Annotated in this window: 11 protein-coding genes; 3 read left to right on the top strand and 8 right to left on the bottom strand. The window is 53.6% G+C overall.

The window, feature by feature from the left end:
• Positions 1-45: 45 nt before the first annotated feature.
• Positions 46-1,887 carry an adenylate/guanylate cyclase domain-containing protein gene (locus TMES_RS10175; protein ID WP_085582132.1) on the bottom strand — a complete coding sequence of 614 codons (1,842 nt, stop codon included), beginning with the start codon at positions 1,885-1,887 and terminating at the stop codon, positions 46-48.
• Positions 1,888-2,115: 228 nt separating this feature from the next.
• Positions 2,116-2,343: a 50S ribosomal protein L31 gene (rpmE, locus tag TMES_RS10170; RefSeq protein ID WP_085582130.1), complete on the bottom strand. Its 228-nt coding sequence runs from the start codon at positions 2,341-2,343 to the stop codon at positions 2,116-2,118.
• A gap of 224 nt (positions 2,344-2,567) precedes the next feature.
• Between rpmE and cyaY the strand changes: the two genes are divergently transcribed.
• Positions 2,568-2,900 carry an iron donor protein CyaY gene (cyaY, locus tag TMES_RS10165; protein WP_245835336.1) on the top strand — a complete coding sequence of 111 codons (333 nt, stop codon included), beginning with the start codon at positions 2,568-2,570 and terminating at the stop codon, positions 2,898-2,900.
• A gap of 50 nt (positions 2,901-2,950) precedes the next feature.
• Positions 2,951-4,747 (top strand): ABC transporter transmembrane domain-containing protein, encoded by a 1,797-nt coding sequence (locus TMES_RS10160; RefSeq protein ID WP_085582126.1) that lies wholly within the window; start codon positions 2,951-2,953, stop codon positions 4,745-4,747.
• Between the two features lie 114 nt (positions 4,748-4,861).
• On the opposite strand, the gene TMES_RS10155 is transcribed toward TMES_RS10160, so the two are convergent.
• From TMES_RS10155 to TMES_RS10135, 5 genes are all read right to left on the bottom strand, one after another.
• Positions 4,862-6,181, bottom strand: a complete 1,320-nt coding sequence (locus tag TMES_RS10155; RefSeq protein WP_245835334.1) for an NAD(P)/FAD-dependent oxidoreductase — start codon at positions 6,179-6,181, stop codon at positions 4,862-4,864.
• Between the two features lie 67 nt (positions 6,182-6,248).
• Entirely contained in the window at positions 6,249-7,019 is a 771-nt protein-coding gene (locus TMES_RS10150) for an amino acid ABC transporter ATP-binding protein (protein ID WP_085582124.1), read from the bottom strand.
• Positions 7,016-8,362 (bottom strand): amino acid ABC transporter permease, encoded by a 1,347-nt coding sequence (locus TMES_RS10145; protein WP_085582122.1) that lies wholly within the window; start codon positions 8,360-8,362, stop codon positions 7,016-7,018. The genes TMES_RS10150 and TMES_RS10145 overlap by 4 nt, the downstream gene beginning before the upstream one ends.
• The gene (locus TMES_RS10140) at positions 8,363-9,595 is read right to left on the bottom strand and encodes an amino acid ABC transporter permease (RefSeq protein ID WP_085582120.1); all 1,233 of its coding nucleotides are present in this window, start codon (positions 9,593-9,595) and stop codon (positions 8,363-8,365) included.
• Between the two features lie 90 nt (positions 9,596-9,685).
• Complete coding sequence (locus tag TMES_RS10135) at positions 9,686-10,735, bottom strand: amino acid ABC transporter substrate-binding protein (protein ID WP_085582118.1); 1,050 nt, start codon at positions 10,733-10,735, stop codon at positions 9,686-9,688.
• A gap of 200 nt (positions 10,736-10,935) precedes the next feature.
• Between TMES_RS10135 and TMES_RS10130 the strand changes: the two genes are divergently transcribed.
• Positions 10,936-11,835, top strand: a complete 900-nt coding sequence (locus tag TMES_RS10130; RefSeq protein ID WP_085582116.1) for a LysR family transcriptional regulator — start codon at positions 10,936-10,938, stop codon at positions 11,833-11,835.
• A 93-nt stretch (positions 11,836-11,928) separates the two neighbouring features.
• Here TMES_RS10130 and TMES_RS10125 read toward each other — a convergent pair whose 3' ends face one another.
• A complete protein-coding gene (locus tag TMES_RS10125; RefSeq protein WP_245835332.1) occupies positions 11,929-13,293 on the bottom strand; it encodes a M23 family metallopeptidase in 1,365 nt (454 codons plus the stop codon).
• Positions 13,294-14,019: the final 726 nt, after the last annotated feature.

Here is a 14,019-nt window from a genome sequence, read left to right as displayed (position 1 = left end):
ATGGATTTTTCGGTAAAATGGGGGCGGCATGTGCCCCCAATGTTTCTATTGGCGGCTGGTAACGGCGAACACTTCTACCGGGGCGTCAAAGCCCTTCATGTCGCGCACCCCGCGCGATGTAAAAGCAGCACGCTTCCCGGCATAGGTTTCTTTTACCGCCATTGATACCAGCGTCTCATCGCCACTTGCGGCGGCACAAACCCGTGCTGCCAGTTGAACAACAGTCCCAAACAGGTCATTTTCTTCGGAAATGGCTTCGCCGGCATTGATGCCGATGCGGACATGAAATTCCAGATCGTCGCGCGCATTGTAGGCGGCCATTTGTTTTTGAATTTCTATCGCCCCCTCCACCGCCGAGTTTGAAGACGGAAACACGGCCATAATGCCGTCGCCCATATGTTTTACTTCTTTGCCGTAATTGTTCAAAAGGGCGGTTCGGACAATTTTGTTATGGGCATGAACGATTTGCTGCGCGCCAATATCGCCCAGTTCCTGCGTCAGGCGGGTTGAACTGACGATATCGGTAAACATCAGCGCATGCACGTTTTTGCCTGCTTGCGCGCGCGTCGCCGACACCGGCTTTTCCGACCAGATATGAAGAGCCCGGGCCACCGAACCCGTGATGCTGCTTTCATCTTTCACGAAATCCATCATCGAATCGCGTCCTGACCCGTACATATCGTTATATTTTGGTTCCAGCAGGTATTGATCAAGGCTGGCGCAAAACGTGTCCGACATGGTGCCGTTGGCTCCCAGTGCCGAAATACAGTCGCGCAAAACAGATCGGCCATTTTCGCCGGGCAGGGCATTATATTCGCTGCAGGCATCACAGGCACCTGCGACATAAAGGTTCATGCCAAATTTGTGATAGGCGTCAAGCTGCGGTAATGCGTCGTGAATGGCCCTCACCGACCCGGCCATGAAGTCTTTCATCATTTGCCGGGTTGCTTGCAGGGCGGGGGTTTTGTCTTGCCCGGCTTCGATATGGCTGTCATCAGGTGCGGTAAGGTCGGTGGGGCCTGATGCATCGTCTAGCATATTGGCGTCACGGGAATCGGGACCGGGACTGGTGCCGGGACTGGTGCCGGGACTGGGACCGGAGGCGGAAACAGGGTCGCCGCTTTCCTGATCTGTCAGAAACGCACGATTTTCTTCCAGGCTGCGCCGCAGGGCCGCCGCACGGGCTGTTCGCATTTGCTCGTCGGTGGGGCCATTGGGCAGGGCAGGGGCTAATGGCGATGCAGGGTCGTCGGTATTTCGTTTGCTGCCAAATTGGCTGAAACGTTGGCTCAGGGCCATCATCATTGGCGCAATAGACAGGATGAACCCCAGAATAAAGGCAATGAAATTGGATTTCTCGAACGCACCCTGGCTCATTTGATAGCCGCTTTCGGCGAGAAACTCCAACAAGCGGGCCGCGCCCAGCATCGTTGCCAGACCAATGGCAATGGCCCCGCAAAATGCCAGCATCATTTTCAGGATCAGCCCGAACATCCCCGTATCTTTTTTGCGGAGGGTTTTTGCATTTTTGGGGTGTGCCGAAGGGGATGCTGTTGGTGAGCCAGCATTGGCCGAGGGATCGGTCGTGGAGGTTTCGCTCCCCTGTCCTGGCGCAGTGGGCGCACGGGTTGCAGCAATTTTGGGCCGGGCTTCGGCATCGCGGGTCTGATAAACGATATATTCGTCAGCACTGTTGGTCGCACTGCTGTAAACCTCGCGGATCAGCTTGACGGCCATCACATGGGCTTCACGTTCAAGCTGATAGGTTTCGTCTTCAGCGACCTTTTTTTGCGCACCGGTATAGTGGGCATGGATAATCCATTTGCCCGTACGGTCTTTTATATAGACCTCATAGCTGACCTGCTTGCGCGCGATCACCTGGCTCATACCTCGCGCTCCCGCGAAAACGGCATGATAAACATGCTTCTCGCCCCGATCATTCTGTCCCGGTGCCAAGTATGGCAAGAAAAGGCGATTTATACCATAGTCAGGTAGGGCATATGAGGGCTGCCAAGGGGCAAATAAAGGTGTCGGCGCAAAGAAAAACGCCCGCCACATCTTTTCGATGTAGCGGGCGATAATCCCATAAACCGCAAAAAAATGCGATTTGTGTTCTTAGTTATTACCGATATTGAAACCAGCGAAACGCTTCTTGAACTTGGCAAGCTGTCCACCGCTGTCGAGAAGACGATGAACACCCGTCCAAGCCGGATGGCTCTTCGGATCAATGTCCAGCTTCATGACGTCGCCCGGTTTACCCCAGGTCGACTTCGTGGTGTAGGTGCTGCCGTCCGTCATCTGAACGGTGATTTCATGATACTCGGGATGGATGTCTTGTTTCATCGCCTATCACTCCGGAATTTGAAGCGCGGTGTATAGGCGAAAAAAACCAACTGCGCAACCCCTGTGACGGTAAATATCTCAGTTGAAGCCAAACGCAGCATTTCCTGGCCGTCATTGATGATGGCTACTTGCGTGCTTCACCTTATATAGTATGGTGCGCCAGCACACTAAAACGATCATGGGTATGGCAAGACGCCCTCCCGCCTGACAGACGGAGTTTGATTGTGGCCCTTGAAGAAACCTATTTCCATCGCCTTGCGGACGAGACCATCGAAACCATCTCTGATGTGATCGACGATGCCATTGGCGACAAGATTGACGTTGATCTGGAAGCCGGTATTCTGTCGATCGAACTCGACTCGGGCGAGCAGTTTGTTATAAACAAACACGCCCTTAACCGTCAGATCTGGATGTCTTCACCCGTAAGCGGTGCAAGCCATTATGATTATGACGAAGACACTGAAAGCTGGCGCTCCACCCGGGGGGCCACAACCTTGCACGAACAGCTTGCTGCCGATCTTGCCGTCAAGACCGGGCACAAGATCGCGCTGGACTAAATCCTTGGTCCGGCGTTTTCCTGTCGATATTACAGAACTGGAATGTTGCCGTGGCGCCCTCTCCGCGAAGCTCTGCCCGTCTCGAAGATCGTGATCGAAGCCGGGACCTCTCCTCTTTAAGGGCAATTCTGCCCTTCATCAAACCCTACAAATTGCAAATTGCCGGTGCCTCCCTTGCCCTGATCGTGGCATCGGGGACCGTTCTGGCATTGGGCAACGGGTTGCGTTTTCTGGTCGACAAGGGCTTCGCCGATGGCGATGGCGGCCTGCTTGACCAGGCGCTATTTGTTCTTTTTGGCTTCACCATTTTAATGGCGCTTGCCAGTTATTCCCGATTCTATCTGGTTTCCTGGATCGGGGAACGGGTTGTGGCCGACATTCGCCGTGCCCTTTATGCCCATATCATTCGCCTTGATCCCGGCTTCTTTGAAGTCACCCGTACCGGCGAGGTGTTGTCACGCCTGACAACCGACACTTCCCTGTTGCAGGTGGTTATCGGCTCCAGCGTTTCTATCGCCCTTCGCAACATCCTGATGTTTGTTGGCGGCCTGGCGATGCTGGCAATTACCAGCCCCAAACTAACCGCTCTTGTGTTGCTGGTGGTGCCGCTGGTGGTGGTGCCGATCATATTTTACGGACGCAAGGTGCGCCGGTTATCGCGGGATTCGCAAGACCGCATCGCCGATGTCAGTGCCTTTTCCGAAGAATCGATCAATGCGCTGCGCACAGTTCAGGCCTATACCCATGAAGAAATCGAAAGCAACCGCTTTAACGGCTACGTTGAAGGGGCCTTTAAAACCTCGATCTCGCGCATTTCGGCCCGTGCCCTTCTGACTGCCGTGGTCATTATCATGGTGTTTGGCGCCGTCGGGGTTATTTTGTGGATCGGCGGGCATGATGTGCTAAATGGCACCATTTCGGCCGGTGAACTGTCGGCCTTTGTGTTTTACGCAGTCGTGGTTGCAGGGTCTGTCGGCGCGATTAGCGAAGTAATTGGCGATTTGCAGCGCGCAGCCGGTGCCGCCGAACGCCTGATTGCCTTGCTGCAAACCCAACCCGCCATTGCCGCCCCGGTCAATACCGTCGCCATGCCCGATCATCATCAGGGCAATGTCCGGTTTGAAAATGTCACCTTCCATTATCCGGCCCGGCCAGACCGTTCAGCGCTGACCGGCTTTTCGCTTGATGTGCGGGCGGGTGAAACTGTGGCGCTGGTGGGGCCGTCCGGTGCCGGGAAAACCACTGTGTTTCAGTTGTTGCTGCGGTTTTATGACCCGGCGGCAGGGACAATTTCGCTTGATGGTGTTGAAATTCGCCAGGCCGACCCGATTGCCGTGCGTGAACGGTTGGGACTGGTGGCCCAGGACCCGGTAATTTTCGCTGCCAATGCGTGGGAAAACATCCGTTACGGTCGCCCCGACGCATCAGATATTGATGTGCGCGCCGCCGCCGATGCCGCCTATGCCAGCGAGTTCCTTGATCGCTTGCCCGATGGCTTTAATACCTTCCTTGGTGAAAAAGGTGTGCGTCTGTCTGGCGGGCAGCGTCAGCGTATTGCCATTGCCCGTGCCATTTTGCGTAATCCGTCGGTGTTGCTGCTTGATGAAGCCACCAGCGCGCTCGATGCCGAAAGCGAACAGGTGGTGCAAAAGGCGCTTGAAACCATCATGAAATCGCGGACAACACTGGTGATCGCTCATCGGCTGTCAACCGTGCTGCATGCAGACCGCATCGCCGTGATTGATGATGGCCAGCTTATCGCCATTGGCTCGCACCACGAATTGCTTGAAACCAGCCCGCTTTATGCCCGCTTGGCCAAATTGCAGTTTGAACGCGACGCGGCCTGATCAGCCCGGCGGTTTTTAAACAGTCAGGATACGACAAAACGCCGGAGGGGCATCGATCCCTCCGGCGTTTTGTTTTGGCATTTCGTGATATTGGCAGGTATTTGGTGGGCGTATCTACCACCCCATGCGGTCGGCCAGCTCATGCCATTTCATGATCGCGGGTAAAAACCAAGGGTTGCCGCTATATAAAGGCCGTCCCTTGAACGGGTAATCTTCAAATGTGGTGCGGCCCTCGGCCAGCCCCAAAACCTTTTGGGCAATCTTGCGCCCGAAATAGTTGGATCGCCCAACGCCGGACCCACAATACCCCATGGCATAATGCAGCCCGTCGAGTTCGCCAATATGGGGGACATGGTCAAAGGTATAGGCAATCATCCCCGACCACGCATAATCGATTTTCACCGCTGCAAGCTGGGGAAACAACCGGACCATAAAATTGCGCAGATATTGTGAATAAAGGTCTGGTCGATCGCCGCGGCCAAAGGCGCGCCCGCCAAACAAAATACGCTTTCCATCCGGCGAGGGCCGGTAATAAACCGACAATCGTTCTGTACTGCCGTGGCAACGTAGTTTGGGCGAAACCGAACGGATAACCTGATCTGGCAGTTCCTCTGTCGCGATCATGGCGGAGCGAATGGGGATTAGCCGCCGTTTGAATTGCGAAAATGCCCCGTTGGTATAGCCATTGGTGGCAATAATCACATGCCCGGCGGTGATTTGTCCGTTGTCAAAGTGAACGGTAAATTGCCCGTTTTGCTTTTCAACATTCCGCACCGGTGTTTGTTCAACCAGCATCGCTCCTTCGTTTTGCGCAATCTGGCACAAGCCGCGAAACAGCTTTGCCGGGTGGACTGCGCCGTCGGTCGGATAGACGATCCCGCCATAATAGCGATTACTGCCGACTTCCCCGTGCTGTTGGCCGGGGCTAACCTCGATTGCCGGGAAATCGACAATTTTTGCCAGCGCGGTGGCCTGTTCAACCAGCCCTGCATAATGTTTGGGGTGACTGGCCCCGCGAAACCGCCCGCAGATTTGCAGGTCGCAATCGATGTTTTCGTCGCGAATAAACGTCACCAGCCAGTCAAAGGCCGCAAGGCTTTCCTTGATCGAGGCATGCACCTGGTCGCGCCCGTATTGGCGTTCCAGCCCGCTTGCGCCCAGCTTGCTAAAACTTGGCCCCAACATGCCACCGGTGCGCGTGCTGGCCCCGTTGCCCAATTGCCCCGCCTCAAGCACGGCAACCTTCAATCCGGCGCGGACCAATGTAATGGCGGCCGACAAACCGGTATAGCCGCCACCGACAATAACCACATCGGCGAAAGCGGGTAGGGCATGGCGCCGAAATGTTGCCGGTGCGGCGGCGATCGACGTGTCTTCAAGCCAATAGGGCGCATGGGTGTAAGTCGATGAATGTTTTGCCAACATTTCGATCATTTTCCGTTCTTGTGACGCGGTTGGTTTCGTGTGGTTTGGCGGGGGCAAGCCCCGATGCTGCCAGCAGCTATAGAATATGGTCGAGGAATTCCCTGGTGCGGTCCCATTGCGGGTTCAGTAAAACCTGCTCTGGCGGACCAACTTCAACAATTTCGCCGTCTTGCATAAAAACAACCCGGTCGGCGACCTGGCGCGCGAACTGCATTTCATGGGTAACGCACACCATCGTCATCCCGGTTTTGGCAAGGTTGACCATCACATCAAGCACTTCCTTGACCATTTCAGGGTCCAGTGCCGATGTGGGTTCGTCAAACAGCATGATTTTCGGGTCCATCGCCAGGGATCGCGAAATCGCCACGCGCTGTTGCTGCCCGCCCGAAATTTGCCCGGGAAACCGGTGCGCCAAATCGGCAATGCCAACCCGGTCCAGCAAGGACATGGCAATGTCGCGGGCTTCGCGTTCGGATTTTTTGCGAAGCCAGGTCAGCCCCAATGTGCAGTTTTGCAAAACGCTTAAATGGGGAAACAGGTTAAAGTTTTGAAACACCATGCCCATGGTTTGGTGAATAAACCGCTCGCTTTGGCTGTCGCGCTGCAACGCGTTGCCAAACACCGAAATATGGCCTTCCTGATATTCTTCCAGGTGGTTCAGGCATCGGATCAGCGTTGATTTGCCAGACCCGGACGGCCCACACACCACCATAATTTCGGTTTCAGCGACATTTAGCGATATGTCGCGCAACACATGATGGGCACCATACCATTTGTTAAGTCCGCTTATTTCGATTGCGCGGGCAGGTGGCACAGGGGCGGTTGCCAGATGATTTTGCAAGGTCATGAGCGATCTGCCTTCAGGCGTTTTTCAAGGTTAAGGCTGTATTGGGACATGCTGTAGCAAATGATAAAAAACAGGATCGAGATCATGGCGATGGGTTCGGTATGCAGACCGATCCAGTCCTTGTCATTTGCGATGTTGCGCGCCATCAGCATGATGTCGAACAGGCCAATAATCGACACCAGCGTGGTATCTTTCAAAATGCTGATAAAGGATGTCATGATATTGGGGATCATCAGGCGTAGCGCCTGGGGCAGCACGATCAACAGCATGGTCATCGAATATCCCAGACCCAGCGATTGCGCGGCTTCATATTGTCCCCGCGGGATCGCCTGCAAACCGCCGCGAATGTTTTCGGCCATATAGGCGCCAGAAAAAATGCAGACGGCAAAAAGAACCTGCGACAGTTTGTCGAGTTCCATGTCGCTGGGCAGGAAAATCGGCAACAGCGTCACGGCCATGAACAGAACCGTAATTAACGGTACGGCCCGCACAAGCTCGATTGTCAGAAGCGACATCCAGTGAATGACCGGTAATTTGGACTGCCGCCCCAAGGCCAGCACAACACCAATCGGGATCGACATGGTAATGGCGAAGGTTGCAATGATCAGGGTCAGGAACAATCCGCCCCAGCGTTCAATGGCGACGGGTTCCAACGCCATCTGCGACAATATAAGTGCAACCGGAAGGCTGAGGGCGCCCCAAACCACCAGCAAACATATGACCTGTATACCACGTGGAAACAGCCACGCGACCAGCGGGCGCACCCGCTCGCAAAGGTCGGGCTGGTTTAAGGCCGCCAAAAGCCAGTTTGCATACAACAATATGAAAAAACCGGCAGCAAGGCTGGTGAACAGGGCGTGAATAATGCCGACTTCGGCACCAAATTCCCCGCCCAGAAACAGATAAGCCCCGAAAAACGGATATAACCCTATCCATGACACCAGAATAAAATTGCGATAAGCGATTTTCTTGCTCATCAGCGGGAACAGCCACATCACGGCAAGGATAAAACCAAGATCAACCCGCCATTGCTGATCGGCCGGGTAACGACCATAAATCAGGCCGTTAAACCAGCTGATCACCCCGGCCCAGCAGGCCCCGTTCGGGCTGATATTTAAACATTCGCGCCTTGTATCTGCATTCCACATCGCATCAAATACCGCCCAGTCCAGCGCCGAACGGATAATATACCAGGCCAGAATAATCACCGCGATTGTCAGCACGCTGTTGCCAGGCGTGTTAAAACAACGGCTGTGAATACGGCGCACAAGGCTTTGGTCATTGTGGGGCGGCACACGTGCAGGTTTTGCAACGAACTGCTTTAGCCCGGCATCATTGTTCATTTATCTGACCTTGTACTGCACATGGGCGTTATATCTGTTGAGCAGATAGGAAATGATCAGGCTGACCACGATGTAAAAGCCCATCACCATCGATATGATCTCGATCGCGCGACCGGTCTGATTGATCGATGTCTGCATGAAAACCGATACAACCTCGGGAAAGCCGATTGCCACGGCCAGCGACGAATCCTTGACTGCTACCAGCCAGGAATTTGCCAGCGGTGGAATAATCGCCCGCACAGCCTGGGGGATCAGCACAAGGCGTAAGGTCTGATAACGCGAAAAGCCGATGGTCGCGGCAGCTTCGTGCTGGCCCTTGTCGATGGATTGCATTCCCGCACGCACCGTTTCGGCAATGGCGGCAGAGCGATAAACCGTCATGGCAACAAAGGCCGCCCCGAATGCGGCGGGAATATATTGCCCGCCTTCAAGGTTAAAGCCATCAAGGGCGGGCACTGACCAGCTTAAAAACCGGCTGGCAACACCACCGCAGGCCACCAGCAAGACACCCCAGCCCCCCAAACCGAGCAAAATGGAAAGGGGCATTTTCGCCTGCGTAATTTTAACTGCGCGCAAGATGCGGAGCAAATACCAGCCGCCAAGCGCAAAGGCACATAACGCGCCGATGAACCATATCGGCGAGATGTCCGTGCCAGGTGCGGGAAAGTAAAATCCGCGATTGTTCAGAAAGAACAAACCGCCAAATTCATATCCCCGGCGCGGCGGTGGCAGGGCCGAAAAAACGGCTGTAAACCAGAAAATGATCTGGATCAGCAGCGGCACATTGCGCACCACTTCGACATAACAACGTGCCAGCTGTGCGACCAGCGGATTGTGCGACAGGCGCAAAATGCCAACAATGGTCCCGATCACGGTGCCAAAAAAAATCACGACAAACGACAGGACAAGCGTGTTGGTGATGCCAACAAAAAACACCCGCCAATAGCTCATGCCGGGGTTATAGGGAATGATACTCCAGCTAATATCAAACCCGGCGGTCGAGTTCAGGAAATCAAACCCGAACATCATCCCCAATCGGTCAAGATTGTGGGCTGCATTTGAAAACAGATAAAGAAACAGACACAACACAAGCAGCAGCGCCACACCCTGGATAATGTTGGCGCGGGTCGAATCCTTGTTCAAAAATGAAAACAGGTTGCGGCTTTGCACCATTTTTGGCCTGAAACGGGCAGGGGAGACGTCAGGCTGCTTGCGCGGGGACGAAGGGATCATGCCGATGAACCGAACCTTGCAAATGCGTCGAAAGTTTTGCGAAAACGCAGTCTCAGGCAGGTTCGAAAACCTGCCTGAAGTGCAAAGATGCTAGCGGAAAGATTTCGCGTACATCAGGCCACCATCCTGCCACAGGGCATTAAGCGTGCCTTTGCGTTCAAGGCCAAGAACACTATTGGTGCCCACATTGCGTTCGTAAATTTCGCCGTAATTGCCAACCGCTTTGACCACTTGATACGCCCAGTCTGGCGACAGGCCCAAACCGGTGTTTAAATCGCCTTCAACGCCAAGAATACGGCGAATAACCGGGTTTTCCGAGTTCGCACGCAGGTCATCAACATTTTTCGATGTAATGCCATATTCTTCGGCCGCCACCATGGTTTCGAAGGTCCATTTGACAATGTTTGCCCATTCGCTGTCATTTTGGGTTACGGCAAACGACAAGGCTTCTTTGGAAATGGTTTCGGGCAGCACGATGTAATCATCGGGGTTTGGTGCGGCGGAGCGCTGTGCCGCAAGGCCCGATTTGTCGTTGGTCAGGGCATCGCAGTTTTCATTGAAAAAGGCGGTATTGCGCACGGCAGAATCATCAAACACCACGGTTTTAAGGTCGAGCCCGTGGGTGCGGCTGTAATCGGCAAGGTTCAATTCGCTTGAGGTGCCGGTTAAAACGCAAACCGTGGCCCCCTTCAAATCCTTGACCGAGTTCACGCCCAGATCCTTGCGCACCATGAAACCCTGGCCGTCGTAAAAATAGGTTTCCAGAAAGTCCAGGCCCTGGCTGGTATCGCGTGACAGCGTCCAGGTCATGCCTTTTGACAGCATGTCGCCTTCACCGCTTTTGATGGTGGTAAAACTTTGCGCCCACTGAACCGGCATGAATTTTACTTTTGTCGGGTCGCCAAACACGGCGGCGGCAACACCCCGGCACATGTCGATATCCATGCCCTGCCATTCGCCATCTTTATCAAGGCTGTAGAAACCGGGGAAGGAATTGCCAATAACGCAGCTCAGATAGCCGCGATCTTTAACCTGCTGCAAGGTCGAGGCCTTGTCCTGTGCCATGGCGGCGGTACTTGTGGCAGCCTGCATCAAAAAAACTGCGGTACCAGCGGCCACAATGGAGGTCACTTTATTCATGTTGATTCCCTGTTTTTAAACGTTTTTTTTGTGGGCATACGCCCCAAAAACATATTCCCAGACAGAAACGGCACAGTTCGGTACCGTGCTTTTTGTTGTTTTATCTGCGCTCTGACCCGGCGCATCTTGCGATGCTAGAACAAGTATTTTAATAATGGTATTGAATGTTTTTGATATGGTTATAACGTTAGGTTATGAAGATGAATGTCAAACGCCTGCGGATTTTTCATGAAGTCTTTGTAACTGGCAGCATCACCCGGGCGGCAGAGCGAAGTTTTGTCAGCCAGCCCGCAGCCAGCAAAATGCTGACCAATCTTGAAAGCGATATTGGTTATAAACTGTTTGCACGCAGCAACGGCAAACTGATCCCGACCGACGAAGCCCATTTCCTTCATGACGAGGTTTATGCGTTGCTTCAGGGGCTTAACCATCTTGATGACAGCCTGAAAGCGGCAAAAAACAACAAGGCAGGGCGCTTGCGCATTTGCAGTATCTTTGGGCCGTCTTACCGGTTCCTGCCCGAACTGATTGCGCGCTATCTGGAAAAACATCCCGGTGTGCAGGTCAGCCTGCATCAGGCGGGCTGTTCCGTGATCCGCCAGGGCATTTCAACCGGCCAATATCAGATTGGTCTGGTCGATAAATCCCAAAGTTCTTTCAGCCATGAATCGGTTGCGATGGATCTACTATGCCATTGTGCCATCCACAAAGACCATCCGGCAGCAAACCTGACTGAACTGACGCCGGAAATCATCGCCGATTCTCCGTGGATCACCCTTGATTCCGAAAATGCCACGACCAAGGCATTAAAGGCGATTTATGCCGAACGCGGGCTGAGCGTTAACCGGGCGGTGGAAGTTCACACAACAGTTCATGCCCTGTCTTTTGTTAATCTTGGCGTCGGGGTGGCGCTGGTCGATGCGCTTAATTGCCGTTTCTTTGACGATTCGTTTAATCTCTCCAACGTCCGGCTGCTGCCCTTTCGCCCGCAAATTCTCGAACCCCTCGAAGTTATTACCTCAAATGTTCATCCGCTTTCGGGTGTGGCCCGGGAATTTTATGACGTGATGCTGGGGGAACTTCAGGCATTTGTTCAATGATCTTACATGCCACATCACTGACAAGCCCGATAAAAGAAAACCCCGCCAGAGGGAACTGGCAGGGTTTGGGGAGTTTACAAATCGTATGGTCAGTTAGTCGGCACTGGCAACTTTCGCCCCTTCGATCGACAATTCGGCATATTGTTTTTGCAACAGCTCTGAATTGTTGCGGAAACGATCAAGTTCCTTCCCGGTCAGGGTCCGTCCGCTCGGCATTTTTACGCTGATCGGGTTGACCTGATGGGCGGCTTTCAAAATTTCAAAATGCAGGTGCGGGCCGGTGGCTGTGCCAGACATGCCGACATACCCAATCACATCACCCTGTTTAACCCGCGATCCGGTATGAAGCCCTTTGGCAAAACGCGACATATGGCCATAAGCGGTTTCATAGGTGCTGTTGTGGCGCAGGCGAATATAATTGCCATACCCGCCAGCCTTGCCAATCCGTTCGATGGTGCCGTTACCGGCGGCAAAAATCGGGGTGCCGGTCGGGGCGGCAAAGTCGACCCCCTGATGCATGCGGCTATATCCCAAAATCGGATGTTTGCGCATGCCAAACCCCGATGACAGGCGCGAACCGTTAATCGGTGTGCGCATCAGGGCACGGCGAAATGATTCGCCTTTTTCGTTGTAAAAATCCTGATTGCCATCGCTGTCGGTATAGGAATACAGCCGATAATCGGTGCCGCGAATATTCATGCTGGCATAAACAATGTCACCATGGCGCACCAGGTCACCCTTGGTGTTTTTCATGTCGTCATACATGACTTCAAAGCTGTCGCCGGGCTGAATGTCGCGCTGAAAGTCAACGTCATAGCTGTAAAGCTTGATCATTTCCATAAGCACAGATAACGGCATGCCGTTCTTTTCCGCCGCCATAAACAGGCTCTGGTCAATGGTGCCGCTTGTCGCATTGGGCGAATTTACCAACTCTACCTTGTCGGTCGAGGCGCTAAATCCGTCATCGGTCCGCGATACCGAAACAATGGTTTCCGCATCGGGCTGAAAACGCAAGGTATCAAGAAGGTCGCCGGTATCACCGCTGATTTCGCTGGCATAAACCAGATCAAATTCCTGCCCGGCGCGTAATTTGCGCGGGTTATAAACGTCGCGCAGCGCCTCAATGGCTTCAAACGCAACAGACCGTTCCAGGCCCGCTCCGGTCAGAACCGCCATCAGGTTCGAGCCTTTCTCCAAAACGACAGTGTCCTGCCGTGATGAATTATCGAGATTTTTTTGGGAACCTTCGATCACCTGAGCCGTTGAAGCTACAGAAGCAATCTCTTTGACGAGGTGATGCTTTGGTGACAGTGCAGGTTTTGGCATGGTCGTGACTTCTGCCGCATAGGCAGAAAGCGGACTATGGTGCCCCTGCTGTGTGTCAGAAAGAATATAGCCGGTTGTCCCGCCAATGATGGCCGCAAGTGCAGCAAACGATACGATTTGTCTTCCGGCCATCGCCGTAGATCTCCCCTGTCGTCAAAAATGCAGTGTACCCAACGAGTTGCTCTTTTTGGCAACATCGGCGGAATTGTTATACAAAATGACGGGCAATTGTGAAACCCCAATTACCGCACCCTGTATGCTAAATTGCCAAAAGCAGTGTGCCAGTATGAAGGTTTAAGAAGTGTTGAGGTCTTCTGAAATTCCTCATCCCCGGTGGGCGCCATCTGCCTGCGGACAGTGGCAGGAAAATGGCAATCCTTTAACAAGCTGAATTATTCCCCTTTTTGTTCCCCGATTTGCCCGGTGCCTGACCCGATGCTGCACTGCATCGAAGCGGGTTGTCACCGTGTTTATGGTGCTCTTTATATATAATGTGAAAATCGGGGGGGGCTTTTGTGCCATCCGGCACGGTCGATTGTGGCGTGCAATACAACGCGCGGGCGGGCCGTAATGTCCATCTGTCCTCCCATGGTGTGGCATCATGCGGGGCTCCGATCATCGCGACCTTGTACTTGGTGCGATAGACCGGCTTTCGTGAGCACCTTCGCAGCCGCATTTCGCCCGTTAATTCCGGGCCGGGCATGCGCTTCTTGTTTGTTTTTGGCCGTATTTACCGCTATTTTCGCCTGTGGCGGGAACGCTGCCGCGGGCAGTTCCCCTTTGAGTTTTCACCAGGTGCCGGAATTACGAAATTTTCTAAAAAACGTCATTTTTCTACAAAAAGGTGTTTACAGGTTG

This window comes from Thalassospira mesophila, assembly GCF_002115755.1.
In the GTDB taxonomy this organism is placed as follows: Bacteria; Pseudomonadota; Alphaproteobacteria; order Rhodospirillales; family Thalassospiraceae; genus Thalassospira; species Thalassospira mesophila.
This window is presented reverse-complemented; position numbering and strand designations above follow the sequence as displayed.